Annotated in this window: 23 protein-coding genes; 15 read left to right on the forward strand and 8 right to left on the reverse strand. The window is 62.5% G+C overall.

Annotated features, from left to right (window positions below; genetic code table 11):
• Positions 1–5: 5 nt before the first annotated feature.
• Together ACSAMM_RS02210 and ACSAMM_RS02215 are read right to left on the reverse strand one after the other, a co-directional pair.
• Positions 6–686 carry a DUF4956 domain-containing protein gene (locus ACSAMM_RS02210; protein WP_178725745.1) on the reverse strand — a complete coding sequence of 227 codons (681 nt, stop codon included), beginning with the start codon at positions 684–686 and terminating at the stop codon, positions 6–8.
• Positions 679–1,428: a VTC domain-containing protein gene (locus ACSAMM_RS02215; RefSeq protein ID WP_457789463.1), complete on the reverse strand. Its 750-nt coding sequence runs from the start codon at positions 1,426–1,428 to the stop codon at positions 679–681. Before ACSAMM_RS02215 ends, ACSAMM_RS02210 begins: the two co-directional genes overlap by 8 nt.
• Before the next feature lie 458 nt (positions 1,429–1,886).
• On the opposite strand from ACSAMM_RS02215, the gene ACSAMM_RS02220 reads away from it, so the two are divergent.
• From ACSAMM_RS02220 to ACSAMM_RS02230, 3 genes are all read left to right on the forward strand, one after another.
• On the forward strand, positions 1,887–2,555 hold the full coding sequence (locus ACSAMM_RS02220) for a response regulator (RefSeq protein WP_178725455.1): 669 nt from the start codon (positions 1,887–1,889) through the stop codon (positions 2,553–2,555).
• A 12-nt stretch (positions 2,556–2,567) separates the two neighbouring features.
• Positions 2,568–3,803 carry a sensor histidine kinase gene (locus ACSAMM_RS02225; RefSeq protein WP_457789465.1) on the forward strand — a complete coding sequence of 412 codons (1,236 nt, stop codon included), beginning with the start codon at positions 2,568–2,570 and terminating at the stop codon, positions 3,801–3,803.
• A 133-nt stretch (positions 3,804–3,936) separates the two neighbouring features.
• Positions 3,937–4,581 (forward strand): signal peptidase I, encoded by a 645-nt coding sequence (locus tag ACSAMM_RS02230; RefSeq protein WP_457789467.1) that lies wholly within the window; start codon positions 3,937–3,939, stop codon positions 4,579–4,581.
• 208 nt (positions 4,582–4,789) lie between these two features.
• Here ACSAMM_RS02230 and ACSAMM_RS02235 read toward each other — a convergent pair whose 3' ends face one another.
• A complete protein-coding gene (locus ACSAMM_RS02235) occupies positions 4,790–6,001 on the reverse strand; it encodes a cofactor-independent phosphoglycerate mutase (protein ID WP_457789469.1) in 1,212 nt (403 codons plus the stop codon).
• Between the two features lie 314 nt (positions 6,002–6,315).
• Here ACSAMM_RS02235 and ACSAMM_RS02240 point away from each other — a divergent pair, with 314 nt between their 5' ends.
• The 5 genes from ACSAMM_RS02240 (at position 6,316) to ACSAMM_RS02260 (ending at position 13,043) form a co-directional block, all read left to right on the forward strand.
• Complete coding sequence (locus ACSAMM_RS02240) at positions 6,316–6,714, forward strand: OadG family transporter subunit (RefSeq protein ID WP_178723726.1); 399 nt, start codon at positions 6,316–6,318, stop codon at positions 6,712–6,714.
• Positions 6,715–6,882: 168 nt separating this feature from the next.
• Complete coding sequence (locus ACSAMM_RS02245) at positions 6,883–8,103, forward strand: sodium ion-translocating decarboxylase subunit beta (protein WP_178723751.1); 1,221 nt, start codon at positions 6,883–6,885, stop codon at positions 8,101–8,103.
• An 89-nt stretch (positions 8,104–8,192) separates the two neighbouring features.
• Positions 8,193–10,670, forward strand: a complete 2,478-nt coding sequence (locus ACSAMM_RS02250; RefSeq protein ID WP_457789471.1) for an ATP-dependent helicase — start codon at positions 8,193–8,195, stop codon at positions 10,668–10,670.
• Between the two features lie 140 nt (positions 10,671–10,810).
• Entirely contained in the window at positions 10,811–11,623 is an 813-nt protein-coding gene (locus tag ACSAMM_RS02255) for a hypothetical protein (RefSeq protein ID WP_457789473.1), read from the forward strand.
• Positions 11,624–11,849: 226 nt separating this feature from the next.
• A complete protein-coding gene (locus ACSAMM_RS02260; protein ID WP_178723730.1) occupies positions 11,850–13,043 on the forward strand; it encodes an anaerobic nitric oxide reductase flavorubredoxin in 1,194 nt (397 codons plus the stop codon).
• A 53-nt stretch (positions 13,044–13,096) separates the two neighbouring features.
• Here the strand turns inward: ACSAMM_RS02260 and ACSAMM_RS02265 are convergent, their stop codons facing one another.
• The 3 genes from ACSAMM_RS02265 to ACSAMM_RS02275 form a co-directional block, all read right to left on the reverse strand.
• Entirely contained in the window at positions 13,097–13,918 is an 822-nt protein-coding gene (locus ACSAMM_RS02265) for an MYG1 family protein (protein WP_457789474.1), read from the reverse strand.
• Positions 13,919–13,931: 13 nt separating this feature from the next.
• On the reverse strand, positions 13,932–14,822 hold the full coding sequence (locus ACSAMM_RS02270; RefSeq protein ID WP_457789476.1) for a tocopherol cyclase family protein: 891 nt from the start codon (positions 14,820–14,822) through the stop codon (positions 13,932–13,934).
• 189 nt (positions 14,823–15,011) lie between these two features.
• A complete protein-coding gene (locus ACSAMM_RS02275) occupies positions 15,012–16,247 on the reverse strand; it encodes an MFS transporter (RefSeq protein ID WP_178723739.1) in 1,236 nt (411 codons plus the stop codon).
• Between the two features lie 145 nt (positions 16,248–16,392).
• Here ACSAMM_RS02275 and ACSAMM_RS02280 point away from each other — a divergent pair, with 145 nt between their 5' ends.
• Positions 16,393–17,154 (forward strand): DeoR family transcriptional regulator, encoded by a 762-nt coding sequence (locus ACSAMM_RS02280; protein WP_178723742.1) that lies wholly within the window; start codon positions 16,393–16,395, stop codon positions 17,152–17,154.
• A 115-nt stretch (positions 17,155–17,269) separates the two neighbouring features.
• Here the strand turns inward: ACSAMM_RS02280 and ACSAMM_RS02285 are convergent, their stop codons facing one another.
• On the reverse strand, positions 17,270–18,064 hold the full coding sequence (locus ACSAMM_RS02285) for an alpha/beta hydrolase (RefSeq protein ID WP_457789478.1): 795 nt from the start codon (positions 18,062–18,064) through the stop codon (positions 17,270–17,272).
• Between the two features lie 164 nt (positions 18,065–18,228).
• Here ACSAMM_RS02285 and ACSAMM_RS02290 point away from each other — a divergent pair, with 164 nt between their 5' ends.
• Positions 18,229–19,782 (forward strand): phosphodiester glycosidase family protein, encoded by a 1,554-nt coding sequence (locus tag ACSAMM_RS02290; RefSeq protein WP_457789480.1) that lies wholly within the window; start codon positions 18,229–18,231, stop codon positions 19,780–19,782.
• Between the two features lie 52 nt (positions 19,783–19,834).
• On the opposite strand, the gene ACSAMM_RS02295 is transcribed toward ACSAMM_RS02290, so the two are convergent.
• Positions 19,835–20,236 carry a hypothetical protein gene (locus ACSAMM_RS02295; RefSeq protein WP_457789482.1) on the reverse strand — a complete coding sequence of 134 codons (402 nt, stop codon included), beginning with the start codon at positions 20,234–20,236 and terminating at the stop codon, positions 19,835–19,837.
• A 256-nt stretch (positions 20,237–20,492) separates the two neighbouring features.
• On the opposite strand from ACSAMM_RS02295, the gene ACSAMM_RS02300 reads away from it, so the two are divergent.
• From ACSAMM_RS02300 to ACSAMM_RS02320, 5 genes are all read left to right on the forward strand, one after another.
• Positions 20,493–20,822, forward strand: a complete 330-nt coding sequence (locus ACSAMM_RS02300; RefSeq protein WP_178725844.1) for a helix-turn-helix domain-containing protein — start codon at positions 20,493–20,495, stop codon at positions 20,820–20,822.
• A gap of 193 nt (positions 20,823–21,015) precedes the next feature.
• A complete protein-coding gene (locus tag ACSAMM_RS02305; RefSeq protein ID WP_457789484.1) occupies positions 21,016–22,818 on the forward strand; it encodes a family 20 glycosylhydrolase in 1,803 nt (600 codons plus the stop codon).
• Complete coding sequence (locus ACSAMM_RS02310) at positions 22,815–24,074, forward strand: hypothetical protein (protein ID WP_457789486.1); 1,260 nt, start codon at positions 22,815–22,817, stop codon at positions 24,072–24,074. Before ACSAMM_RS02305 ends, ACSAMM_RS02310 begins: the two co-directional genes overlap by 4 nt.
• A gap of 45 nt (positions 24,075–24,119) precedes the next feature.
• The gene (locus ACSAMM_RS02315) at positions 24,120–25,412 is read left to right on the forward strand and encodes a hypothetical protein (protein ID WP_457789487.1); all 1,293 of its coding nucleotides are present in this window, start codon (positions 24,120–24,122) and stop codon (positions 25,410–25,412) included.
• Positions 25,413–25,459: 47 nt separating this feature from the next.
• Positions 25,460–26,467 (forward strand): hypothetical protein, encoded by a 1,008-nt coding sequence (locus ACSAMM_RS02320; RefSeq protein WP_457789489.1) that lies wholly within the window; start codon positions 25,460–25,462, stop codon positions 26,465–26,467.
• Positions 26,468–26,554 lie beyond the last annotated feature (87 nt).

Genomic DNA, 26,554 nt, shown 5'->3' on the forward strand with positions numbered 1-26,554 from the left:
CTTTCTCAGAGCTCGTCGCGCACGGTGGACACCGGCCCGCAGGAAATGGTCAGATTGCCGTTGCGGCAGCGCAGGTCGTCCAGGAACGCCTTTTCAATCACCGGCTCCCGCAGCGCGACGCGGTAGTGAAGCTCGTATAGGCTTCCCATGCCGCTGGTCTTGACCCGCACCAGCTCGGCTCGTTTGGTGTACTTGGCGAACAAATCGTCGAAAATGCCGCTGTAATCCAGCGATTCGGGGATGGTGATGCGCAGCTCCTTTTCCTGGGCCCGGCTTTCGCCGAACCGCAGCCGGGTGAGCAGCAGGGTCATCAGCCCGACGAGGATCAGAAACAAGAGGGCCACGCCCACATAGCCCATGCCGGTGGCCAGGCCGATGGCCATGGCGAAGAAGATGGCGCTGATTTCCCGGGCGCTGCCCGGCACCGAGCGGAACCGCACCAGGCTGAACGCGCCCACCACGGCCACGCCGGTGCCCAGATTCCCGTTGACCAGCAGGATGACGATCTGCACCATGGCGGGCAGCAGCGCCAGCGTGACGACGAAGTTTTTGCTATAGGTGTTTTTGTACATGTAGACCAGCGCAATCCCCAGCCCCATGGCGAGGGAGGCGGCGGTGCACAGCAGCAGCTGCGGCAGGGACAGGGACACGGTGGTGGAAACGGACGATAAAATACTGTCAAGCACTGAGAATTCCTCCTTGTTGTTCCCCGGCGGGAAGGCCGGCTTTCTGTCCGACGCTGAGATACCGGGCGTAGCAGGTGCCGTATTTGGAGAACGACGCAGGGAACAGCCCCATGTCCGTCAGCGCGCGGACCAGCCACAACGGCATGGCGTCGGGAATTTTGATTTCCATTAAAACGTCGTCCGGGCCGAGCAGCAGCCGCCCCCCGTCCCCCGCGGACAGGTCGAGCGGATCCGTCCGCCAGCGAATACAGGTGTCGAACGTGATGCGCAGCCGGTCGTCCCGCCGCCCGGCGTAGGCTGTGCGGTCGTAGGCCAGATACACCCGGGGCGCCGGCTCCAGCCGCCGCATGGTAAAGTCGATTTCCCGGAAAATCTGATCCGTTTTTGCCGGGGGCGTCCCGTCCCGCAGATAGGCGGCGGCCTGTGCCAGCGGCATCTCCGTCCGGCGCTTGTACACCACGCCCTTGAACTTTTTCTTCAGCTCCAAGAACACCGTGTCCTCCGCCTGAGGCACGCCGTAGCTGCGTAGCCGCAGCTTTTCCTTATAGACCGGTTTTTCCAGCGAGGCGCGGATGAGCCGGAAATCCGGCGTATCCAGATACAGGCTGCCGATGGTGTAGGTCCCGTAGTCGTCGGGCCGCATAAACGGCTGGACCCGCCGGATGAATTCGGCTCGCTGGGCAGTGGTCAGCCGGTATTTTTTTTCATACCGCTTGAAGGTTTGGACAATCGGCTGGTTCATCGTGACGCGCTCCTTTCTGGTTTCGCTGCCCCCATGGTAGCACTCCCGCCTTAAATTAGTCTGAAAAAACCGTTTCAGACTAATTTAAGGCTGTGTTCGTATCATAGGGGTGTGGTATAATAACCTCCGTGACCGGCGCGGTGGTACGCGCCGAACCGCGCGGCTGCGCGGTTACCGGAAAGCGTAGCTTTCCGGTACGGAGAACATTGAACCATCAAAAGGCCCTGCTGCGGCAGGGCGGGGCACTGTCGTGCCCCCGCAAACGTCGTTTGCTTGCTTTTGTGGTAGAATAACCTCACGGCGTTCTCCAAAGCCTTGCAGCGCAAGCCTTTGGACGCCTGAGAGAACATTGAACCACTCCGGAACGGTCGGAGCCGTTCCGGACTAAGGTAGGCAGCACGCTGCACGTGCCGCTTTGTGGTATAATGAAACTGGTGTCATGTAAGGGAGGCGGAACGATGCGTGTGCTGATTGTAGAGGACGAGGTGCGTCTGGCCGAGGCGCTGGGCCAGATTATGAGTGAGCAGAAATACGCCGTGGACGTAGTGTATACCGGAACGGACGGCCTGGATTACGCCCTGTCCGGCCTGTACGACGTGATTGTGCTGGACGTGATGCTGCCCGGGCGCAGCGGCTTCGACATCGTGCGGGAGCTGCGGGCCCATAAGCTGAGCACCCCGGTGCTCATGCTCACCGCCCGGGACGAAACCGCCGATAAGGTGACCGGCCTGGACTGCGGGGCGGATGACTATATGACCAAGCCCTTTGTGCCGGACGAGCTGCTGGCCAGGGTGCGGGCTCTCTCCCGGCGGCAGGGTGAGGTGGTGCTGGAGGAGATGCGCTATGGGGATCTCACGCTGCATCTGTCCACCTATACACTCCAGTGCGGCGCCAAATCCATTCACCTGGGCTTTAAGGAGTACGAGGTGCTCCGCATTTTGATGGTCAGCCCCCATACGGTGGTGCCCAAGGAGGAGCTGCTGACCAAGGTCTGGGGGATGGAATCCGACGCGGAGGACAACAATGTGGAGGTCTATATTTCGTTCCTGCGCAAGAAGTTTTTTTATCTCGGATCCCGCGTCGGCATCGGCACGGTGCGCAAGGTGGGATACCGGCTGGAAGGGTAAGGAGGCAGGACCATGCTGCAGAAGCTGCGCCGGAAATTTGTCCTGATCAATATGCTGCTGGTTTCGGCGGTGCTGCTGATCGCCTTCACCGCGTTGTGTGTGTTCACCTACCAGCGATTGTATAACGAGAGTCACGACGCCATGCGCCGCGCCCTGGACCGGGAGGGGGGGAAGACCCCGCCAAAATCCGAGATCGGCGGTAAGCCCTTTTCGCCCCCCGGCGCTCTGACACCGGTGTTCTGCGTGTTGGTCGGCGCGGACGGCGCCGTGCGCACGGTGACCGAGGACACCGCGGTGGATATGTCGGAGGAAACCCTCGCCCAGGCGGTGTCCTTGGCGCTGGAGGGGGACAGGGACGAGGGGGTGCTGAACGCCCTCAACCTCCGCTATCTGCTGCGGGAAACCGCCGCGGGGACCAAAATCGCCTTTGCGGATCGCAGCGGGGAAATCCGGTCGATGCTCAGCCTGGTGATCACCTCCCTGCTGGTGGGCCTGGGCGGGCTGACGGCGTTTTTCTTCATCAGCCTGTTTCTGTCAAGCTGGGCGCTGCGGCCGGTCAAACGGGCCTGGGAGCAGCAGCGGCAGTTTGTGGCCGACGCGTCCCATGAATTGAAAACACCCCTGACCGTGATCCTGGCCAATACCGACATCCTCCTGGCCCATAAGGAGGAGTCCATCGCCCGGCAGGAAAAATGGGTGGCCTACATCGGGGACGAGGCCCGCCGGATGAAGGGCCTGGTGGACGACATGCTGTTCCTGGCCAAGGCGGACGCGGCCCGGGAACCGCTTCCCGCCCTGCCGCTGAGCCTCAGCGACGCGGTCTGGAGCTGTCTGCTGCCCTTTGAGTCGGTGGCGTATGAGCAGGGGATCACCCTGTGCAGCGACGTGGCGCCGGATATCCAGGTCACCGGCGATGAAGGGCAGCTCAAGCAGCTGGTCCGGATTCTGCTGGACAACGCCTGCAAATACGCGGGGGAGAAGGGTGTCGTCACCCTGACCCTGGAGCGGGAAGGGGACAAGGCCCGGCTTATGGTCAATAACACCGGCGCGCCCATCCCGCCGGAGCATCTGCCCCGCCTGTTTGAACGCTTTTACCGGGCCGATCCCTCCCGTTCGCGGGATCAGGGCGGTTACGGCCTGGGGCTGGCCATCGCCCACAGCATCACGGGCCGTCACCGGGGCCGGATTACGGTGGACAGCCAGGAAAAAACGGGAACCACCTTCACCGTGTGGCTCCCGCTGAAATAAAGCCCGTCCCGCCTTCGTTGACAAACGGCGAAAACCTTTCTATAATGAACCAAAGGCTCATCCCGTGCGATAGGGTAGCGGGCGTGGACAGCATCGTTGACGCCGTATCACCCGGAAAGGTTTGGTACGCAACATGGACGACAACCAAAGAACACAGGCCGCAGCGCTGCTTCCCGCGCGCAGAGCCCTGGCCATCGCCGGCCGGGTTCTCACGGTGTTGATCGCGTTGATCGCCATCCTGGCGACGCTGTTTACGATCGTTTCCGTCGCCACCTTCGACAAGGTCGAGGGGAAGGGGCTGTTCGGCTATAAGTTTTCCATCGTGCGGTCCGATTCCATGAAAAGCGAATTTGCCGCGGGCGACGTGGTGGTCACCAAGGCCGACAGCCGGATGGAGGTGAAGCCGGGCGACATCATCACCTTCCGCTCCATCGACCCCGCTAATTACGGCGAGGTGGTGACGCATAAGGTGCAGGAGCTGACGAGCTACGAGGGAAAGGACGCCTATGTGACCTACGGCACCGCCAACGAATCGGCGGACAGCTATCCGGCGCTCAAGGAGAAGGTGATCGGCCAGTACCGCTTTCGGCTGCCCAAGGCCGGGGCTTTGTTCGACTATCTCAAATCCCCGGCCGGCTACTTTGTGTTGCTTTTCCTCCCCTTTTTCCTCCTCATGCTGTCCCAGGGAATTCGTTTTTTTCGCCTGTTCAAACAATATAAGGAGCGGCAAGGCCCCCGGCCCCAAGGCGAAGAAACGCCCCCCGCATCCATAGAGTAGAGACAACAAAAAGCCCGCCCGCCAATACTGGCGGGCGGGTGCTCCGCTTCGCTCGACGCGGAGTGGGGACCGGGGAGCTAAAGCTCCCAGACGGTTCCCAGCACGACGCGCACGTCGTGCCCCACACCTCCCCTTCCCTCCGATACTTCTTTGACAAGCTGAGGGGCGAAGCACCATGCGGTGCTTCGCCCCTCCTTGTTTCGTCAGTTCAGCGCCCCAGCAACCGGGACAGCAGCGCGTATCCGGGCTCGATGAAACGTCCCGTCTCCCGGGCCGCGGCTTCGGTGAACCGAGCCGGCCCGCCCGCCGCCGGCGCCTCGGAGCGATACAGCAGATAAGGCACCGGATCCGACGCGTGGGTGCGGATGGCCAGCGGAGTGGGATGGTCAGGGGCCACCAGCAAGGAGAACGCGCCCAGCTTGGGCAGTTCCTCCAGCAGCGGGGCCAGAATCCGGCTGTCGATATCCTCAATAGCCCCTACCTTGTTGGCGGCTTCTCCCCGGTGCCCGCATTCGTCCGGGGCCTCCACATGAATGTACGCGAAATCGGCGCCGTTTTGCAGTGCACGCAGCGCGGCTTGCCGTTTGCCCTCGTAATTGGTGTCGATGTAGCCGGTGGCGCCTTCCACCTCGCAGACCTCCATGCCGGCCAGCCGGCCAATCCCCTTGAGAAGATCCACGGCGGAAATCACCGCCCCCGTCACCCCGAACCGATCCGAGAACCGCTCCAGCCGGGGGCGCTTGCCCTGCCCCCACAGCCAGATGGCGTTGGCCGCCGGAAGCCCCTTGGCCACCCGCGCCCGGTTGATGGGATGATCGCTCAGCAGGGCGTAGCTGCGCTCCATCATGTCCAGCAGCGGGGCGGCGTCGGGATGCCGAGGCAGATAGCCGCCGATGACCCGGCCGGTGATATCGTGGGGCGGGGTGACGGCCCCCAACTCCGTTTGGCCCCCGTGCCAGACCATGCAGTGGCGGTAAGCGGTGCCGGTGTAGAAATCAAAATCCCCGCCGCCGAATGCCTCCTGCACCGCCCGCACCAGTTCGTCGGCTTCCCGCGTGTGAATATCGCCCGCGCAGTAGTCCAGGATGGTCTTGTCCGCAAAGACCGGATCATCCGACAGGGTCACCAGATTGCAGCGGAAGGCCACGTCGTCGTCGGCCAAATCGATGCCGATGTTGGCGGCTTCCAGCGGAGAACGCCCGGTATAGCAGGCCCGGGTGTCGTATCCCATCATCGTCAGGTTCGCCACGTCGCTGCCCGGCGCCATTCCATCGGGAACGGTGCGGACCAGCCCTATCTCGCTGACCGCGGCCAGCGCGTCCATGGCCGGCTTGCGCGCCGCCTCCATAGGCGTGCGTCCCCCCAGCTCCGGGCAGGGGGTGTCCGCCATGCCGTCGCACAGCAAAACTACTGATTTCATACAGCTGTCTCCTTTATGAACCGGCGTCTCCCGCCGGGTTTTCTCCCCGCTCAGTATAGCAGAAAATCGACAAAAACAAAAGGCTTGCCGTCCCCCGGCGGTGAAAAACCGCAGGTTCTGCGTTTTGGACAAAACGTGTGAAAGAATTCACAAATATTCTGTGGGGGAAAATGTCCGCCGGCGATTGCAAATCGCCGGACTTTGCGGTATAATATCCCATAGTTTTATAATGGGCGGGAATGGGGTTTTCTTCCTTTTCGCCAAGAATGCGCGGGACGCGTCGCGTTTCCGCCGGGAAGATGGAGGAACGGAATATGCAGGCTGCGCTTTATAGTCTGACGGCGGCCGAATCGGCGGGTAAAGTCATGGGGGATTCCCTGATGACTGCGCTCATCGGCGTCGTCGTTGTGTTTGCCACCCTGGTGGTGCTGACTCTGATTTTCATTTTGTTCGGCAAGGTGATGCACCGGCCGAAGAAGGAGGCCCCGGCCGTTCCCGCGCCCAAGCCGAAACCGGCGGCTGCACCGAAGATTGCCCCCACGCCCGCCGTGCAGGACGGTATTCCGGAAGAGGTGGTGGCGGTCATCGCGGCGGCGGTGGCTTCCATGGCGCCCGAGGGGAAACGGTACGCCGTACGCAAGGTTTCCCGCGTCCGGGAGGGCCGCCCGGTCTGGGCGGCGGCCGGCCTGGCGGAGAGCACCCGCCCGTTCTGACGGGCGCCTCCGTGGATTGCACAGCGAATGAGGCCGCGGCGTTCAGCCGCGATGGAGAAGGGACGGAAATACATGGGAGAACTTTGGACGGCAATCCAAAAGCTATGGGAGGAATCCGGGTTTGCCCGCCTGTTCAACTTTGAGAACGGCGGCTGGAAAAACCTGATCATGATCGGCATCGCCTGCGTGCTGATTTATCTGGCGATCAAAAAGCAGTTCGAACCGCTGCTGCTGCTGCCGATCGCCTTCGGCATGCTGTTGGTGAACCTGCCCCTGTCGGGTGTCATGGATCCGCAGCAGAATTCCTTGGTTCCGCTCACGGCGGAGGAGCTCAAGCATTTCAATCAGGGCATATACGATCAGATGTATCAGGTCATGATCCACACACAAGAGGAAATCAACGGCGTCATGACCGTTACCTCCGCTTCCTGGCAGCACTTTGACCAGGGCGGCCTGATGTGGTACCTGTACCAGGGCGTGAAATTCGGCATCTATCCGCCCCTGATTTTCCTGGGGATCGGCGCCATGACGGACTTCGGCCCCCTGATTGCCAATCCCCGCAGCTTCCTTCTGGGCGCGGCGGCGCAGCTCGGCATCTTCGCCACCTTTATTGGCGCGCGGGCGCTCGGCCTGCTGAATTTCCCCGAACTGGCCTTTACGAACCAGGAAGCGGCCTCCATCGCCATCATCGGCGGCGCCGACGGCCCCACCGCCATCTATCTGACCTCTAAGCTGGCGCCCCATCTGCTCGGCGCCATCGCGGTGGCCGCCTATTCGTATATGGCGCTGGTGCCCATCATCCAGCCGCCGATTATGCGGGCTCTGACCACTAAGAAGGAGCGCTCGGTCGTCATGACCCAGCTGCGCCCCGTTTCCAAGCTGGAAAAAATCCTGTTCCCGATTTTCGTCACGGTCATCTGCGTGCTGCTGCTGCCCAGTGCGGCGCCCCTCATCGGCATGCTGATGCTCGGTAACCTCTTCCGCGAGAGCGGCGTGGTGGAGCGGATCAGCAAAACCGCTCAGAACGAGCTGATGAACATCATCACCATCCTGCTGGGCGTCACGGTGGGCGCGACGGCCAACGCCGCCACCTTCCTGCAGCCCAAGACCCTGCTGATTATCGTGCTCGGCCTGCTGGCCTTCTGCTTCGGCACCGCCGGCGGCGTCCTGTTCGGCAAGCTGATGTACGTGCTCACCAAGGGCAAGGTCAACCCGCTGATCGGTTCGGCCGGCGTGTCCGCTGTTCCCATGGCCGCCCGCGTGGCGCAGAAGGTGGGGCAGCAGGAGAACCCCAGCAACTTCCTGCTGATGCACGCCATGGGCCCCAACGTGGCGGGCGTCATCGGCTCTGCCGTGGCGGCCGGCATCCTGCTGTCCCTCTTCGGCTAACGCTTCCAGTCCTATACGCGACAACGCCGGCACTACCGCTCAAGGCGGCATGCCGGCGTTGTTTTCATCAAGACGTGAAAGGGTATATTATGATAGATACGACGGAATTTCTCAATCTGCGCCGGCAGATTCTCAACCGGGAGTTTTCCCGCATGAACGACCGGCAGCGGCAGGCAGTGTTTCACGCCGACGGCCCGCTGCTCATCCTCGCGGGCGCGGGCAGCGGCAAGACCACCGTGCTGGTCAACCGCATCGCCAATCTGGTGCGGTTCGGCAAGGCCTACGGCAGCGGTGAGGTCCCGGTCGCCCTGCGGGATGAGGATATGGACGAGCTGCGCGCCTGCGCGGCGGGCAACAGGCGGCTGGACGCGGGGCTCAGCCGCCTGTTGGAGGTGGATCCCTGCCCCTCGTGGCGGATCCTGGCCATCACCTTCACCAATAAGGCCGCCGGCGAACTCAAGGAGCGGCTGAACCGGATGCTGGGTGACGAGGGCAGCGAAGTCATGGCCAGCACCTTCCACTCCTTCTGCGCCCGGATTCTGCGCCGGGAGGGGGAGAATCTCGGCTACTCCTCTCATTTCACCATCTACGACACCGACGACAGCCGCCGCCTGATGAAGGACTGCATGAAGGCCCTGAACATCGATGAAAAGACCCTGGGCCACAAGGTCATCCTCTCGGAAATCGGCCGGGCCAAGGACAGCCTGCTCGCCCCGGAGGAATACGCGGCGCAGCCCACGGTCAGCAGCGACTTCCGGCTGAAAAAGGTGGCCCAGTGCTACGCCGTGTACCAGCGCCGGCTCAAAGAGGCCGACGCCATGGATTTTGACGATCTGCTGTGTAAGACGGTGGAACTGTTCACCGCCTGCCCCGACGTGCTGGAGCGGTACCAGAAGCGGTATCGGTACATCATGGTGGACGAGTATCAGGACACCAACCACGCCCAATACCGCTTAATCAGCCTTCTGGCCGCCCATTCGGGCAACCTGTGCGTGGTGGGGGACGACGATCAGAGCATTTATAAGTTCCGGGGCGCCACCATTGAGAATATCCTGCATTTCGAGGACGAATTCCCCGCCTGCACCGTCATCCGGCTGGAACAGAATTACCGCTCCACCCAGAACATACTGAGCGCCGCCAACGCGGTGATCGCTCGCAACCAGAACCGGAAGGGCAAAACCCTGTGGACGGCCAACGGCGAGGGGGACAAAATCCAGCTGGTCACCCTGGAAAACGCGGAGGAGGAGAGCCGCTTCATCGCGGACACCATCCTGGAGGGCATCCGGGACGGCCGGCGATACGGCGATTTCGCCGTGCTCTACCGGGCCAACGCCCAGTCCAACGCCATCGAGCAGGCCCTGGTCAAAAGCGGCGTGCCCTACCGGATCATCGGCGGTCACCGCTTCAATGACACCAAGGAGGTGCGGGACGCCACCGCTTACCTGCGGGTGATCAACAACCCGGAGGACGGCGTCAGCCTCCGGCGGATCATCAACGAGCCCAAGCGCGGCATCGGGGACGCCACCGTGGACAAGGCGGCGGCCATCGCGGAAAATTTGGGGCTTTCCCTGTACGAGGTGCTGTCCCACGCCGAGGATTATCCCGATATCGGCCGGGCGGCGAACAAGCTAAAGGGCTTCGTTTCCATGATGGATCACCTCAGAGAACTGAACGAGGATCCCGAAACCTCCATCCATCTGCTCTACCGCACCATGCTGGAAACCACCGGCTATCTTGCCATGTGGGAGCAGCAGGGCGAGGCCGAGGCCGGCCGGGTGGACAACCTCAACGAATTGGCGTCCTCCATCCTGAATTATGAGAAGGAAAGCGGGGAGGAGGTTCCCGAGCTGGCCGGCTTTCTGGAGGAAATGGCTCTGATGACCGACGTGGACAACTACGACGCGTCCTCCGACGCGGTGGTGATGATGACCATGCACGCCGCCAAGGGCCTGGAGTTCCCGGTGGTGTTTCTGCCCGGCTTTGAGGACGGCGTGTTCCCCGGCTATCAGACCTTGTTCGATCCGGAGGAGCTCGAGGAGGATCGCCGCCTATGCTACGTGGCCATCACCCGCGCCAAAGAAGAGCTGTTCATCACCAACGCCCGTTCCCGGATGCTGTACGGATCCACCAGCCGCAACCGGCCCTCCAAATTCCTGAGCGATATCCCGCCCGAACTGACCACGGGCAGCGACCGGCAGCGCCGGGCCGCTTATGAGAGCGTGCAGTGGGGGGCCAAGCCGGCCGCTCAGGGCGCGTGGGGCGGGGCGGCGTCCTCCTGGCAGGGGGCGGGCCGCGGCGCGTCCTCCCCGGCGCCGGGCCGTTCCGCCGCCTGGTCGGGGGGCGGCTTCTCCGCCGCCGGCACGGCCAAGGCCGCGCCCGCCGGCCCGGACGACATGAAAACCCGCTGGAAGGCGGGGGACGCGGTGCTGCATAACACCTTTGGCAAGGGCCGGATTCTTTCTGTGACGCCCATGGGCAACGACTGCCTGCTGGCCATCGCCTTCGAACAGGCGGGAACTAAAAAAATTATGGCCAATTTCGCCCGTTTGAAGCCCCTGGCCGAATGATTTAACCGTAACCAAAAAATCCCTCTGACATACTATGGTATTGAAGTGTTGACCGGCTCTGCGCTGCGCGGGGACATACATACAGCGGCGCCCCTGCCCAGGCCGGAATCTCTTTAATAACAGTACAGGGGGATTTTTTCATGGCAGACAACAAGTTCATCCATGACAACGGCTGTAAAGAAGCCGTCTGCGTGGACGCCGGCCGCGTGTACGATTCCTGCTCGGATAAAGACTGCATCGAAGATATGCGCGTCTATTTCACCGAGCGGGATCAGATGGTCGTCGACCATGCGGCGAGCATCCGCGCCCGTCGGGCGGAGGTCATCACCACCTACATAGACGTGGAGGCCCTGCCCTTCAACCGCGGGTACTATTCCTGCGACCTGACCTTCTTCTTCGAGGTGGAGGTCGAGGTGTATGCCGGCCACGGCATGCCCTGCTCCACCGTCTGCGGCGTCGGCATGTTCCAGAAAAAGGTCATCCTCTACGGCAGCGAGGGCAATGTGCGGGTATTCAGCAGCGAGTTCCGCGACAATTCCTGCGACCCGCAGGATATGCCCGGACGCAACGCGCCTCGCTGCACCGTCCAGGTGGCGGATCCCGTCATCCTGAGCGCCCGCCTCATCGAGCCCTGCGACCGCTGCAAGTGCGATTGCTGCTGCTGCGGCTGCTGCTGCAACATCCCGGAATGCATCTGCAACCGGTACGGCGGCGGGTTCTGCGACGATGAGGACAACAAAATCGTCCTCGTGACCCTGGGCATCTTCACCATCGTGCAGCTTGTGCGCAACGTCCAGATGCTGGTGCCGGTGTACGACTACTGCATGCCCTGCAAGGAATGCTGCCCCACCACCGACAATCCCTGCGACCTCTTCAAGAAAATGTGCTTCCCGGTCAACGAGTTCTTCCCGCCCACAGAGGACGGCCGCGGCGGCTGCTGCGAAAAGAAATAGTCCCGTCTATCCAGGAAAGGCCCGGCAAAAGCCGGGCCTTTCTTTATTCCTTACGGGTGTCTATGCCGACCGGGTAAATCACAAAATTTATGTCGAAGATACGCGGCTCTCTTGTAAAGTATACTGAATTGGTATAATTTAAGCTTCAGGGGATGATTTTTCCTGAGAAATGTGTTATACTATTCACAAACAAGGACATACTACAGCCGAAACGGAGAGATACGCTATGGGAAAGACATTGACGGAGAAAGTGACCTGGGTCGGTAAGGTGGACTGGGAGCTGAAAAAGTTCCATGGGGACGAGTATTCCACCCATCATGGTTCGTCCTATAATTCCTACCTGATTCGGGATACCGAGAAGACGGTGCTGGTGGATACCGTCTGGAAGCCCTACGACAAGGAATTTGTCCAAAACCTCAAGCAGGAGGTGGAGCTCAGCCAAATCGACGCGATCATCGTCAACCACGGGGAAGTGGATCACAGCGGCGCCCTGCCCCTGCTGATGAAGGAGATCCCCGATACCCCGATTTACTGCACCGCCAACGGCGTCAAGTCCCTGACCGGGCAGTATCACGAGAACTGGAACTTCATCCCGGTGAAAACGGGGGATACCCTGGATCTGGGCACGGTCACCCTGACCTTTATCGAGGCCCCCATGCTGCACTGGCCGGATACCATGTTCACCTACATGAGCGGGGAAAACATCCTGTTCAGCAACGACGGCTTCGGCCAGCACTACGCCACCGAATCCCTGTACAACGATATGGTGGATCCGAGCGAGCTGATGGCGGAGGCCCGCAAATACTACGCCAATATCCTCTGCCCTTTCAGCATGATGGTCGCGCGCAAAATCCGGGAGATTCAGGCCATGAACCTGCCGCTGGATATGATCTGCACCAGCCACGGCGTCATCTGGCGCAACGATCCCGCCCAGATTGTGGAGAAATATCTGGAATGGGCGGCCGATTACCAGGATAACCAGGTGTCGATTGTGTACGACACCATGTGGGAGGCCACCCGCCACATGGCGCAGGCCATCGCCGCTGGCCTGCGGGAGGCCGACCCGGGCGTGACGGTCAAGCTGTTCAACGCCTCCAAGTCGGACAAGACAGACATCATCGCCGAGGTCTTCCAGTCCAAGGCGGTGGTGGTGGGATCCCCCACAGTCAACAACGGCTATCTGTACGCCATCGCCGGCATTCTGGAGTTGATGAAGGGCGCCAAGTTCAAGAAGAAAAAGGCGGCCGCCTTCGGCAGCTACGGCTGGAGCGGCGAGGCCGTGAAGCTGATAAGCGAGGAGCTGGCGGCCTCCGGCTTCGAGGTGGTCAGCGAGGGCAAACGCGCCTCCTGGGAGCCCGATGAGGCCATGCTGGAGGACTATAAGGCCTACGGCCGCGAGCTGGCGGAGAAATTCCGCTGAACCGCCGCTGGTTTAAACAAAAAGGGGATGGCGCCAGGCGCCATCCCCTTTGGCTATTTTCCATCCGCCAGCCGGCAGGCCCGCACCGCTTCCTCCAGGGTGTCCGCCGCAATGAGAAACCGCCCGTTGTGGCAAAAACGCAGCCCGGCGATGCCGGTCATGTCCGCCAGCGCCTCCGGCGTCTGTCCCGCCCAGGCGGCGGGAAACGGCTGCTTGGCCGCCCCCGTTTCCTCGTCGGCCGGCACCACCTGGGCGCTGTAGCCGCCCCGCTGGGAGGGATAGACCACGAAGCGGGCCGGGGAGGGGATGAGCACGCTTTTCCAGGGGGCGAACCGGGGCAGAATCACCACCCCGTCCTCCATATGGGTCAGCGCCTCTTCCACCAGTGCCCTGGCCCGCCCGATCCCCCGGATGCTCTCCAGCTTTTTCTGCAAGAGGAGCCGGGCCACCCTTTCCGCCTCCTCAAAACAGTCGTCAGGAGCGGCTGGGGAATCCCAGGTGGGGTTGAACGCGCCGATCACCCCCGCCAGCGTGTTGCCGCAGCCGGTGTTGTCGTCCTCATCCAGCGGCTGGATAAAGGAGGCGTCGAACCGCGCCGCCTCCTCCGCCGGCAGAAGGCGGGCGCCAAACTCCCGCCACAGCAGCCCGAAGGCCGCGTAGGGCACGCCGTTTTCCCGCACCGGCGCGTCCTGCTGATGATGGTCGAAGGGGCCGAGCCCGATGTCGAACACCAGCCCCTCGAACGCCTCCGGCACCTGGAATCCCCGATGAATCCGGATATCCGGCCGCAGCAGGCGCAGCAGCGCGGCGGAAAACACGTCGTCGGCATGGAATTTGCCGCCATGGGTCATGGCGGCGGCTGGTATATCCCTCATCGGTTTCGTCCCCTTATTCGTCGTAATCGACTGCTTCAAAGCTGGCGTCCTGTGCCCGCAGATCAAAGAGCAGCCGGTAATCTTCATATAGGCGGTAGCGGGCCGGGCAGGCCGCGCTTTCCCGGATCACCCGGGACATGTGCCCGCCGCTCGGCGCCTTGAGATCCTGCGCCTTATCCGGATCCGCTTCCACCTTGAGGCAGTGCTTGCCCTGCTGGAGAATGAGCCCGTTGCCACTGTATCGCCGGATTTTCACCCCGTGATAGGTGGCCAGCCGGATTTCCCGCCCCTGGTATCGCACCGCCGCGATGCAGCCCCGGAAGCTCCGTCCCAGGAAGGGCACGTCCGCGATGGATACCATCACCGAGCAGTCCTCCTCCGGCGCGCTGCACTGGGTCCAGAGATACGAGCGGGGGAAGGAGGTGCCCCAGTCCATCTCCATGTAGCCGACGCCCCCGTCGAAGACGAGGGTTTCCCCCTGATAGTTCAGCCGCCCCTGCACCGTGTGGCGCATGCTGATCACCCGGTGGCGGCATTCCATCAGTGGCATGCTGCGGAACGGCCCCATGATGTCCGATTCCAGCGGCGTCAGCTCCCCGTAATGCAGCTTGCCCCGCAGTGTCAGATCCGGCTCCCGAATGTCCAGGAACAGCCCCTCGGCGGTGAAGACCGATTGGCCGATACGCACCCCGAGCGGCGACCGCCTCGCCTCGAAGGCGGAGAAGGGATACGCGACGAAATGGGAGGCGGACTCCGTGATCACCTGAATGAACGCCGTTTTGCTCCCGTCCGCCGCCATGCTGATCCCCGGGATGACGGCCAGCGTCCGCCCGTTTGCCTGCTGCTTGAAATACCAGCCCTCGAAATAGGAGCGCTCGCGATGCTGTCCGTGATAAAAGCTCATAATCCGTCCCCCCGTCTTTTCTGGTAGTGTGCGGCGTCCGCCCGCCCATTATGCGGCCGCCGCGTAGAAATCCCCTATAGTATGGGTAAGAATACCAGATTTCCCCTCCCGCCGCAACCCCCTTGTCCGCTTCTTAATAAAAACACAAGAAACCCCTCGGCGGGAACCGCGGTTCCGCCGAGGGGTTCTCTACAGTCCTAAAAACCGCCGCCACAGCGGCCGCACCGCCAGGCACAGCCCCATCCCGGCGGCGCACAGCCCGAACAGCAGCCAGTTGACCGCGTTCCAGCCCCACTGCCCGGCCGCCAGTCCCAGCCCCCAGCCGGACAGCGCGCTGCCCAGATAGGTGAACGCGTTGGTCAGTCCCGCCACCGTGGACGAACGTCCTGCCTTGGCGAACTGCAGCGGCACCAGGCTGATGAGCACCGTGTTGATTCCGGAAACGCACAGGCTGACCGCCGAGAACAGCAGCACGGTCAGCAGCGGGTGGAGCCTCCCGACCGCCACCAGCAGCAGCATGCCCGTGCCCGCCGCGCCGAACAGCAGGAAAGAGGTGCGCACGTCGTCGCTTCCCGGACGCTTGCTCAGCTTTTGGATCAACCACAGTCCCGCCAGATTCACCAGCGGAAGGATGGCTGTCAGAAAGATCGACAGCGCCGCATCGATTTGGAACGTATCGGTCATCTCCTGCGGCACCCAGGTCATGATGCCGTCCTTGAGCAGTCCCATGAACAGGATGATAGCCAGCAGCAGAGGCAGACCGGAGACCAAATACAACGCCCGGAAGCTTTCGGTTGCTTTGACGGTGTTTTTCGTTTCCACCTTTTCCGGCGTTTGGTAACAGCCCCGTGTGGTCGCCCCCACGGCGATCCATCCCAGCCCCGTCAGCAGCGTCAGCGCCGCCGGCACCAGAAAAGATACCCGCCAGGGGAAGTGAGTTACCAGCAGGGGAATGAGCAGATAGGTACCCGTGGTTCCCAGCGACGTGGCGTAATGGAAAGACAGTATCGCTTTGCGCAGCCGTTCCGGCGGCATGCACAGCGTCATCAGCCGGATCATCGGCGCCCAAATCAGCGCGCAGAACAGCCCGTTGAGGCACCACGCCGCCTGCATCAGCCCCACGCTGCCGGCCAGCCCCATCAGCAGGTTGCTTCCCGCCGACCCCAGCATGCCCGCCGCGATAAGCGCCTTGGGGTTCAGCCGGTCGCCCAGCCACCCGCTGAACAGCTGTCCAAGCCCGTAGGAGACGAACAAGGTGGAGGCGATAAGCCCCAGCTGATCGGTCCGAAGCCCCTCCGCTTGCCCGATGACCACCATGGCCGCCGCGTAATTGTACCGGCCGAAATAATTGATAAAATACACGGTCCATCCCATGAGAAACAGCCGCATATAAGCGGGCGTTTCCCGCAGCGCGCGCAGCCGCATATCCGCCGTCCCCTCCCTTGCGGCTTTCAGTATAGACAGCGCCGCGCCGGAAAACAAGAGGTGAACAATTTATTGAAATTCGTTCAAATATTTGCTATACTAAATGTGAATTGTTCAAATATTTTGAACGAATGGAGGCGTCCCCATGCCGAACGATCGCCGGCAGCAAATCCTCGACTGGCTCACCCGCTATAAAAGCGCTTCCCTCGACGAGCTGGGCGCCGCCCTGCACTACAGCCGATCCACCATCCGCCGCGACGTGCTGGAGCTGGAGGAGATGGGCCTTGTGCAGCGCGGCCGCGGCCGGGTGGAACTGCTCGTCACCTCCAGCAAGGAGCGGCACCACCTGCTGCGCGCCGGCGAGAGGGTGGAGGAAAAGCGGCGCATCGCCGCCCTGGCCGCCGACTTCGTCTCCGACGGCATGGCCCTGTTCCTCGACGCGAGCACCACCGTGCGGCAGGTTTGCCCCCTCCTCCGCCCCTTCCAGCACCTGACCGTGGTGACCAATGGCCTGGAAACCGCCCAGGCCGTCACCCGCATGCCCCATATCGGCTTGTTCTTCACCGGCGGCTATTGGCGGGATGACACCGGCTCCTTCGTTGGGGAGCCGGCGGTCGATTTTGTGCGCCGGCTGCGGCTGGATCTCTGCCTGCTCTCCTGCTGCGGCATGGACGGGGACGGCCTGTATGAGGCCAGCCTCCAGCAGGCCTACGTCAAGCAGGCTATGATCCGCAACGCCGGCTCTACCCTGGCTTTATGCGACGCCTCGAAATTCGGCCGTCCCTTCAAATACCGGCTGGCCGGCTTTGGGGAGGTGTCCTACGTGCTCACCGACGCCGCTCCGCCGCCCGCCCTGGAGGCCGCCGCTCACCGGGATGACTGCGAATTCCTGATCGCCGGGATTTAGTCTATCCATACAAGTTTGCGCATAAAAATTAGACGGCGGCAGATTTTCTGCCGCCGCCTTTTCGTCTGGTGTTTTGCCCGGTGCCATGGTATACTGGACGTTGAAAGCCCGCCTCTTATAAATCCCAAAGCCATCGGGCGGCCCAGTCCGGCCAGCCTGCGCAGGCCTCCTGCACCACGCCGGTCTCCGCCGTGGCCAAGGATAACCCGTGGGGCCCGCTGGGCAGGATGTGCAGCTCGGTCGGCACCCCGTTTTTCCGCAGCGCCGTCGCCAGCAGCAGGGAATTCTCCACCGGCACACACGCGTCGTCCCAGGTGTGCCAGAGGAAGGTGGGCGGCGTGTCTGCCGAAACCTGGTTTTCCAAGGATGTCAGCGCGCGATCTTCCTCATACCGGTCTCCCAGCAGATTGATGAAGGAGCCCCGGTGAGCGAACTCGCCGGAGGTGATGACCGGATAGCCGAGAATCATCCCGTTCGGCTTCGCGTCTCCCGGCGTCAGCCCCAGCGGCCCGTTGACGAACTCCCGGTTCCAGAACACGCCCAGGCTGGCCGCCAGATGTCCCCCCGCCGAAAAGCCGCAGACCGCGATTTTGTCGGCGTTCACATGCCATTTGTCGGCGCGGCTGCGCACCATGGCCACCGCCGTCGCCAACTGAAGAAGCGCCGCAGGGAACCGCACCGGCTCCACCGAATAGCGCAGAACAAAGCATTGAAACCCCTTTTCCAGAAATTTCAGCGCCACCGGCTCCGCCTCCCGGTCGGAAGTCATGCCATACCCGCCGCCCGGACAAATGACCACTGCAGGCCGTCGGTGCGCCTCCATTTCGGGCGACTCATCCCGGATGTAAGTATAGAGCTTGGCGGTCGTCCCGGCGGCGCCCGCCCGGATGTCTAGGACTTGATGCTGCATCGATATCCCTCCCAGTTGTTATTGTACAGCAGCCAGTTTACCATGCCGCCGGGGAAAGTGCAATCCCCCTGTCCCTATAAATATGTAGCTTGCAGGAAGGCCGCGGTTCCGCCCGGCATTCTGCCTGTGTCTCCAGCCCCTCGAAAGGAATGTGATGGATCGCCATGCCTCGTTTTGCCACCCGCGCCGCCGGCCCCCGTTCGGCTGCCGCCGCTCTCCTCGCTCTCGCCCTCACCGCCTCTGTCAGCGCGGCGGTTATTACCTCCGTGGTCTCCCAAAAGGCCTCCAGCCTGGCTCCCGGCGTCACCTATCAGTATCAGGACGTCAAGACCGGCCAGGGGCCCCAGAAGGTCCATACCATCTCCTTTCCCCTGGGCGGGCCGGTCGATATGCGCCTAGGGCTGTCCAACGGCAAGATCCGCGGCAATCAAAACGTGCTGGATATGGCCAAGCAAGCCGATGCCAATGGCGACGTTCTGGCCGCCATCAACGGCAGCTTTTTCAAGCTGGGTGCCTCTTACGGCGGCATTCCCTTCAGCTTCCTCATGCAGGATGGGGAACTGTACGTCAGCCCGCCCGTCCCCGGCAGCCCCCTGAACGGCAGCGAACAGGTCGTCATGGCGATCAATAAGGACAATACCTGCTTTGTGGCCCCCACCCCCACCTTCCAGGCCACCTGCACCATCGGGGAACAGGCTACGGTTATTCAGCATATCAACCGCCTGCGGGCCCCCGCCGCCGCGAACAGCAGCCCCGACGATTTCGTCCTCTACACGGATTTGTATGATACCTCCACCCATACCGACGGCGGCCTGGAGGTCAGCCTGGAGGTGAAGGACGACACCATCCGCCCCGGCGGCGCCATGACCGGCAAGGTCACGGCGGTGACCACGGCCGGCAATGCCCCCCTGAAGGCCGGCACCGTGGTGCTCTCCGCCACCGACAAGGCCAAGGCCCCCTTGGCGGGGCTGAAGGTGGGGGACACCGTCTCCCTCGACTTCGCCTTTCAGGACGAGCGCTGGGCCAACGTGGCCTTTTCCTTCGGCGGAAGCGCCATCCTGGCCCAGGACGGCCAGCTGGCCGCCCTGCCGGACGACAGCCTGTACCGCAATCGCAACCCCCGCACCGCCATGGGCTTCCGGGCCGATAACAGCATCGTCTGGATGACGGTGGACGGCCGGCAGAACGATGTCAGCGAAGGGGTCAACGGCAAGAATCTCGGGCAGCTGATGCTGGACGCCGGCTGTGTGGCCGCCATCAATCTGGACGGCGGCGCCTCCTCCACCATGGTGGTGAAGCTGCCGGAGGACGGCCTCAAGGTGCGCAACGTCCCCTCCGCCGGCTCCCTGCGCAAAGTGGCCAACGGCCTTCTCCTGGTACGCAACAGCCGCTATGTCCCCACCACCACGACGACTACCACCACAACCACCGCCGCGACCACCACAACCACGACCACCACCGCAACAACCACGACGACTACGACGACGACCACGACGACGACCACGACGACGACCACGACCACCACCACGACGCAGCCGCCCACGACCACGACCCTGCCGCCCACGACCACCACCGCCCTGCCCAGCTGGCAGGATACCGGGGGCGGCCCGGTGTCCACCCGCTGGTGGATAGGCCCGCTTATCACGGTGGCCGCCCTGGCCGCGGCCGGAGGTGCCGGTCTGGTGCTTTGGAAGAAGGGCGTGTTCCAGCGCCGCTGACGGCCTTAAAGAGAAACCCCCGGTTCCTGCAGTTCAGGTACCGGGGGTTTGTTCAATTTACCGCCGCGTACACGGTTCTTTCTCCTAATGCGCGGTGCTGATCGTCGATGGTCGTCGCCGTCAGCATGATGCGGTACGTCCGGCTGTCTATGGGATAGAGCGACCGGATGGTCGCCGTATGCCGTCCGTCGTGGAGTTCCCATTGGGCTCGGGTGTGGACATTGGCCCAGCCGCCATCCTCCTGATAAACCTGCAAAGTCAGCTCAAGCCTGGCGGTGAAGTCCGGCCTCGCTGTGCACGAGCCGGTCACTGTCAGCGTACCGCCGCTCGTCGTCTGGTCGATTTTTAGGTCGGTCGGCGCATAGACTGCGCGCGCGGCGTCTACAGGCAGCGCCCGGATAGGGCAGAAGCAGAGAAAAAGCAGGGAGCATACTATACAAAGGAATTTCTTCATACAGGTTCACCTCTTTTATTATCATCCAACTATACCATACCATAATTTCCAGTAAATGTAAAGCCAATGGATGCCGAAATCCACCGCCGCCTCATGGCCGTAGTGGCTTTTTTCTTTTCTGGCTCAAATAGTACCCTATATTTTCACGACGGTCAACCCACTATGTGGGGATTTTTCTACGAATAGAGCATTTCTCCGGACTTGAATAACTGGTATGCTATCCGTAGAAAATACCCCGAGATAGGTGGCGATTCCGGTGAACTGCAAACGCCTGGGAAAGAAACTGCGATCCTATAGAGCGTCCTGTGGCTGGAGCCTGAAAGAGTGTGCGGAAAGAATCGGTATCAGCACGAGGTATCTGGCGGATATCGAAAGCGGCGATAAAGTCCCCAAGCTCGAGACCTTCGTGCAAATTCTCAACACATTGTCCGCCTCCGCCGATGATGTCCTGCAGGACAGTCTGCTTGTCGGCTACGAATCCAAAAGCAACGACGTTCTCAGGAGGCTGGACGCTCTCGACGCGCCGCGCAGAAAGCAGGCGCTGGATATTTTCGATAGCGTCATCTCTTCCCTGAAAGATAATTGAAACCCTTCGCTCGCCGGCTGTGCCGGCCAGCCAGTAAGCCCGCCGCAGCTTCCGCTGCGGCGGGCTTTTATTCTCCAGGAAATGGCGCGGGACGTCTTGAATAGTGGTAAGTTTCCATAAAATTTGCAAAGACCCGCCCCATTCCGCCTGTTATGATAAGAATAGAGTAACCCCATGAAAGGATGGAGGTCCCATGCCTTTGCTTCCCGCTCCCAAGGAAATGCATACCGTCCCCGGCGTTTCACCCGCCCGGGGCTTTACCGCCACCAACGCCGGCCCCTTCGCCGAGGAACGCCTGGCCCTCCGGAGCCTGGGCGCCCTGTCCGTGCAGGCGGACGGCCTGTATTACGCCGTGATCGCCGCGCAGGCGGACGCCACCCTGCCCGATCTGCCCGCTGTCCTGCGCCGGCCCGGCCGGGAAGAGGGCTTTTTCCTCTCGGCGGACGAAGGTCTGGTCTGCGTGCTGTCGGCCCACCCCCGGGGCGTTCTCTACGGCCTGCACGCCTATGAACAAACCCTGGCCGACGATGGATCCTTCTGCGGCACAGTAATCGATTACCCTGACGCCGCCTTCCGGGCGTTTCATATGGATATGCGGTACGGCTTTCCCAGCGTTTCGCGGATGCTGGCCATTCTGGAGGAGCTGTCCGCCGCCCGGTTCAATACCTTCCTGCTGGAATATGAGAACCGTTTCCCCTTCGAGGCCTATCCCGATATTGCCGACCCCGCCCATTTCACCCCCGCCGATTTGCGGCGGATTCAGGAGCGGGCCGCCGCCTTACATATCGAGTTAATCCCCCTGCAGCAGACCATCGGCCATCTGGAATATATGCTCAAGCTCCCCCGGTATCACCATCTGCGGGAGATGCGGGAGTTCCCCGAGACGCCCCTGCCCTACAGCTTCGGCCCCACCGGCTTCAAGCACTATAACCATATCGATGAAATCTGCGCGAGCAGCGACGAAGCCTGTTCCGTGGTGGAGACCCTGCTCGACGAGGTCATGGCCGCCCATCCCGCCAGCCGGTACGTTCACCTTGGCTGCGACGAGGCCTGGAACCTGCTCAGCTGCCCCGACTGCCTGGCCCGGTATGGGGAGAACGGCAAGAACCGCCTGTATCTGGGCCACATCAACCGCCTGGCCGCCCGGGCCCTGGCCGCGGGGAAAACCCCCATCGTCTGGGACGATATGCTCCGCAGCTTCTCCGACGAGGAGCTCGAGCTGCTGGACAAGCGGGTGGTGGTCATGATTTGGCTGTATTACGAGAGCAACTACGCCCTGGCCGTCAAGCTGGCCCGCCGGTTCAAACAGGCCGGGTTCACCGTTCTGGGCGCCGCCGCCGCCAAGTGCGGCGAGGGGCCAGAACCCCAGTACCTGGATATGCCCTGGTATGAGCTGCGCCTGGGCAACGTGGACATGTGGGGCCGCGTCTGCGCCGAGGAAGGGCTGGACGGCTTCTGCATGACCGTCTGGTCGAACTACAGCGGCACCATCGCTCCGCCTCACCCTTTTTTCGACACCGTGTGGTATCCCGTCCTGTTCGCCGCCGAAAAACTGTGGAACCGGCAGGCCGTCCGGGACGGGTTCGATACCCGCTTCGCCGCCGCCTTTTTCGGGGTGGCGGAAGAAGCCCTTTTCCACGGCCCCGCCGCCGACCGCTACGCCCGCATCGAGCGGGTCAGCCGCCTGGCCAAGCGCCATCGGTATGAGGCCGAGGCCCTCCGCGTCATGGAGCTTACCAGCGTCTACCGGCTGAAAGCCCTGACCATCGGCCGGGAACTGTATAAGCTGCGCATGCCCGTCACCGACGCGGAAAAGACCATCGTGCGCAACCGGGCGGCCGAGGTCGCCGCCCTGCGGGAGCTGCTGAAGCCCCAGGTGCGCCGGATTGTGGAAACCCATTACACCAAGGACGACGCGGACGTGTTTGTCCGCTCCCGCTTCGACGCGGACGAGGCCCTGTTCCGGGCCTTTCTCGACGGAAAGGATGAGTCATGATCATGCATACCCCCTACGCATCCCGGGCTGTCGGCCTGTTGGCCGCCCTGGTTCTCGGCGGCATGGTGCTGCTCGCTGGCTGCGGCGGCCGGGAGGAGCCCAGCGCCCCCCTGTCCTCCGGCGAAGCCTCCGGATCCGCGGAATCCTCCGCTCCGGAAAGCACGGTTCCCGACGCCTCCGGCGAGGACGCGTCCGATGCTTCGTCCGCTTCCTCCTCCGCGCAGACGGACGACACCCGCCCGACCGGCGGCGCTTCCTCCAAGCCCGGCGGATCCACCGCGGGGGGCGGGGCCTCGACGGCGTCCACCCGTCCGAACAATTCCTCCTCGGGCGCGGCCTCTTCCTCCACCCCCGTGACCACGACCACCACCTCCCGGGCCACCACGGCTCCCGACGGCGCCACCATGGCCTTCCGTCAGCCGGGCGACGCCAATACCCTGGGCGTCTGGTGGTGGAACGTCAGCCAGGTGAAGACCGCCAAGGCCGACACCTATCTCGACTTCTGCCAGAAAAACCGGGTGAGCGAGATTTATCTGTGCATCGACGGAATGTCGGAAGCCGCCAATGCCAAGGCCACCTTCGCCGACGTGCGCGCTTTTGTCAAAAAGGCCGCCGCCAAAGGCATCCGGGTGGCCGCCCTCACCGGGGACTATCGCTGGATCAATCCCGGAAACACCGGCTTCCAGACCTATGTGGATAAGTTTGGCGCCTACCAGAAGGCCGCCTCCAAGGAGGAGCGGTTCTACGCCATGCATCTGGACGTGGAGCCGCACCAGCACCCGGACTTCAAAACCGGCGCCGACGGGCGCGCCAAGGTGATGCAGCTGTTCGCGGATTTCACCCTCCAAAAGGCGGTGCCCGCCGCCAAGGCCGCCGGCACCCTGCTGGAGTGGGATATTCCCTTCTGGATGACCGATGTGGTCAAGGACGGCAGCGGGGCCTCCATCGTCTTGGCCGAGCTGATGGCGCGGGAATGCGACACCATCGCTGTCATGTCCTACCGGGACACCGCCGCCGCCATGTGGGATGTCTCTAAGGAGGAGATCGCCTACGCCAAGAAATACGGCCATAAGGTCATCCTCGGGGCCGAAACCTATTCCAAGGAAGGCGACGCCGTCTCCTATATGGAGGAAGGCAAAACCGTCATGGTGTCCGAGCTGACCAAGCTCAACGCCAAGCTGCTGAGCAATCTCCCCAACCGGAATTTCGGCCTGGCGGTTCATCAGATCGACCGCTGGTACAGTCTGAAGAACTGACCCGTCCGCCAGATGAAACCGTTAGCGAAAGGAATGTGAATATCGATGAGAAAGCCCTGTCGCCGCGCGTTGGCGGCCGTTCTGGCTCTGCTGCTGGCGCTGGCCGCCGCGGGCTGCAGCCGGGAGCCCGCCCCTTCGTCGTCGATCCCGGAGAGCAGCTCGTCCCAGAGCGCTTCGTCCTCCGCACCGGATGCGTCCGGAGACGGCGCTGCCAGTACTGAAAACACGGAGGATAGCCATATGAGCACCACAGCCACCACACAACCGGCCGGCGGAAAAACCACCGCCGCCAAAACCACCGCCAAGCCCACTCCCACCACGACCACCGCCAAAACCCCGTCCAAAAATCCCGGCGCCGCCCAGGTGGGCAGCGCGGACTTCAAGCCCGGCAGCCTGTACAAGGGCCCGGTGGTCAACTTCCGCAAGGATGGGGACGCCACTACCCTGGGCGCCTGGTGGTGGACCCTCAAAGGGATTGTCGAGCCGATAGACGGCGTGTCGGTGGACATGGTCCTCGATATGCTCATCGCCAATAAGGTGACGGAAATCTACCTGGATGTCAGCGCCATGATGCCTTGGGATGAGGAAGAGGCCCAGGGCGGCCTGACCGACGACGACAAGGCCGCCGGCCTGGTCAGCGAGCGGTACGTGCGCGGCTTCGTCAAGAAGTGCGCCAAGTACAACATCCGGGTGGCCGCTCTCACCGGCGCTTCGGGGGACAGCGTCCTGCGCTGGATCGACCCGGACAAGAAGAATTATCAAATCAAGGCCTTTGCCGAGAAGATCGCCGGGTATCAGAGCCGGGCCGCCAAGGATGAAAAGTTTTACGCCATCCACCTGGACGTGGAGCCCCATACCATGGGCAGCAAGTGGGATAACAACCGGGCCAAATACACCCAGTGGATGGCCGACATGGTGGTGGAAGCCCGCAAACAGTGCGACGCCATCGGCGTGCAGCTGGAATACGACGTCTGGTCCTGGTTTACCGAGGCGGACAAGGTGACTGATGAGTCGGGCGCCACGGTGAACATCCTCGACCTCATGACCAAGAAATGCCACGCCCTGGGCATCATGTCCTACTACAACACCGGCGCCGGCCAGTTCGACCGGGCCACCAACGTGGAGCTGGCTTACGCGAAAAAGAACAACTGCCGCCTCATCGCCGGCACCGAGACCATCAAAATCACCCCCACCAACATCACCTACTACTACTCCGGCAAGGATAAGCTGGTAACCGAGCAGGGCGTCCTGCGCCAGAAGCTGGACGGCACCGGCTACAACAAGCTGGGCGGCGCCATCCATCACGTCTATTCCTGGTACGAGCTGATGACGAAATAAGGAGCCGCCGCCTATCGCGGGGGTAGATGGAAAGGAATGGGTTTTTTATGAAAAGCATTCGTCTGGCGTCCGCCCTGGCCGGCGCCGCCATAGCCTGCGCCGCTCTGTTGGGAGGCTGCGCCTCCGGGGAGGGGGCTTCCTCCGGCGCCGCCTCGCAGGCGCCTTCCTCCGCCCCGGCCACCACGGCCGCCCCGGCGAAGAACACCACCGTCGATTTCCGGAAGCAGGGGGATACGGATACCCTGGGCGTCTGGTGGTGGCAGGTGGCCACCGTCAAGTCCGCCGACGCCCAGCTGAAATTCCTGCAGGAGAACGCGGTCAGCGAGATCTACCTGTGTATCGACGGCATGTCCGAGGCGTCCAATGCCAAGGCCACCTTTGCCGACGTGCGGGCCTTTGTCAAGAAGGCGGGGCAGATGGGGATGCGGGTGGCCGCCCTCACCGGCGACTATGCCTGGATCAATCCCGACAGCACCGGCTTCGAGGCCTATGTGGAAAAGTTCAAGGCCTACCAGGCCGCCGCCGCGGAGGATGAGAAATTCTATTCCATGCATCTGGACGTGGAGCCGCACCAGCACCCCGATTTCAAGACCGGGGAAGAGGGCCGGGCCAAGGTCATGCAGCTCTTTGCCGATTTCACCCTGAAAAAAGCCGCCCCCGCCGCCAAGGCCGCCGGCACCCTGCTGGAATGGGACATTCCCTTCTGGATGACCGACGTGGTCAAGGACGGGGAGGGCAAGGACGTCGTCCTGGCCGAGCTGATGGCCAAGACCTGCGATACCATCGCCATCATGTCCTACCGGGACACCGCGGCCAAAATCCTGGACGTGGCCAAGGAGGAAATCGCGTTTGCCAAGCAGTACGGGCATAAGGTGATCCTCGGCGTGGAAACCAAATCCTCCGAAGGGGATCAGGTCTCCTTCATGGAAGAGGGCAAGGCCGTCATGGTGGAGGAAATGGCCAAGGTGCACGCGTCCCTGAAGGAATCCATTCCCGACGGGAACTTCGGTCTCGCCGTGCATCAGGCCTCCGTCTGGTATTCCCTCAAGGACTGATCGCCCCGCCCGCGTACGGCAGCCCCGCTCCCACGAGAGCGGGGCTGGATTCCCCGGGAACAGTAAACGGTTGCTGTTCTCCTGCAT

Source organism: Anaeromassilibacillus sp. SJQ-5 (assembly GCF_054108045.1).

Coding starts and splice junctions, on each gene's coding strand:
- ACSAMM_RS02215 (WP_457789463.1), bottom strand. CDS start 1,428: ATGAACCAGCCGATTGTCCAAACCTTCAAGCGGTATGAAAAAAAATAC.
- ACSAMM_RS02220 (WP_178725455.1), top strand. CDS start 1,887: ATGCGTGTGCTGATTGTAGAGGACGAGGTGCGTCTGGCCGAGGCGCTG.
- ACSAMM_RS02225 (WP_457789465.1), top strand. CDS start 2,568: ATGCTGCAGAAGCTGCGCCGGAAATTTGTCCTGATCAATATGCTGCTG.
- ACSAMM_RS02230 (WP_457789467.1), top strand. CDS start 3,937: ATGGACGACAACCAAAGAACACAGGCCGCAGCGCTGCTTCCCGCGCGC.
- ACSAMM_RS02235 (WP_457789469.1), bottom strand. CDS start 6,001: ATGAAATCAGTAGTTTTGCTGTGCGACGGCATGGCGGACACCCCCTGC.
- ACSAMM_RS02240 (WP_178723726.1), top strand. CDS start 6,316: ATGCAGGCTGCGCTTTATAGTCTGACGGCGGCCGAATCGGCGGGTAAA.
- ACSAMM_RS02245 (WP_178723751.1), top strand. CDS start 6,883: ATGATCGGCATCGCCTGCGTGCTGATTTATCTGGCGATCAAAAAGCAG.
- ACSAMM_RS02250 (WP_457789471.1), top strand. CDS start 8,193: ATGATAGATACGACGGAATTTCTCAATCTGCGCCGGCAGATTCTCAAC.
- ACSAMM_RS02255 (WP_457789473.1), top strand. CDS start 10,811: ATGGCAGACAACAAGTTCATCCATGACAACGGCTGTAAAGAAGCCGTC.
- ACSAMM_RS02260 (WP_178723730.1), top strand. CDS start 11,850: ATGGGAAAGACATTGACGGAGAAAGTGACCTGGGTCGGTAAGGTGGAC.
- ACSAMM_RS02265 (WP_457789474.1), bottom strand. CDS start 13,918: ATGAGGGATATACCAGCCGCCGCCATGACCCATGGCGGCAAATTCCAT.
- ACSAMM_RS02270 (WP_457789476.1), bottom strand. CDS start 14,822: ATGAGCTTTTATCACGGACAGCATCGCGAGCGCTCCTATTTCGAGGGC.
- ACSAMM_RS02275 (WP_178723739.1), bottom strand. CDS start 16,247: ATGCGGCTGCGCGCGCTGCGGGAAACGCCCGCTTATATGCGGCTGTTT.
- ACSAMM_RS02280 (WP_178723742.1), top strand. CDS start 16,393: ATGCCGAACGATCGCCGGCAGCAAATCCTCGACTGGCTCACCCGCTAT.
- ACSAMM_RS02285 (WP_457789478.1), bottom strand. CDS start 18,064: ATGCAGCATCAAGTCCTAGACATCCGGGCGGGCGCCGCCGGGACGACC.
- ACSAMM_RS02290 (WP_457789480.1), top strand. CDS start 18,229: ATGCCTCGTTTTGCCACCCGCGCCGCCGGCCCCCGTTCGGCTGCCGCC.
- ACSAMM_RS02295 (WP_457789482.1), bottom strand. CDS start 20,236: ATGAAGAAATTCCTTTGTATAGTATGCTCCCTGCTTTTTCTCTGCTTC.
- ACSAMM_RS02305 (WP_457789484.1), top strand. CDS start 21,016: ATGCCTTTGCTTCCCGCTCCCAAGGAAATGCATACCGTCCCCGGCGTT.
- ACSAMM_RS02310 (WP_457789486.1), top strand. CDS start 22,815: ATGATCATGCATACCCCCTACGCATCCCGGGCTGTCGGCCTGTTGGCC.
- ACSAMM_RS02315 (WP_457789487.1), top strand. CDS start 24,120: ATGAGAAAGCCCTGTCGCCGCGCGTTGGCGGCCGTTCTGGCTCTGCTG.
- ACSAMM_RS02320 (WP_457789489.1), top strand. CDS start 25,460: ATGAAAAGCATTCGTCTGGCGTCCGCCCTGGCCGGCGCCGCCATAGCC.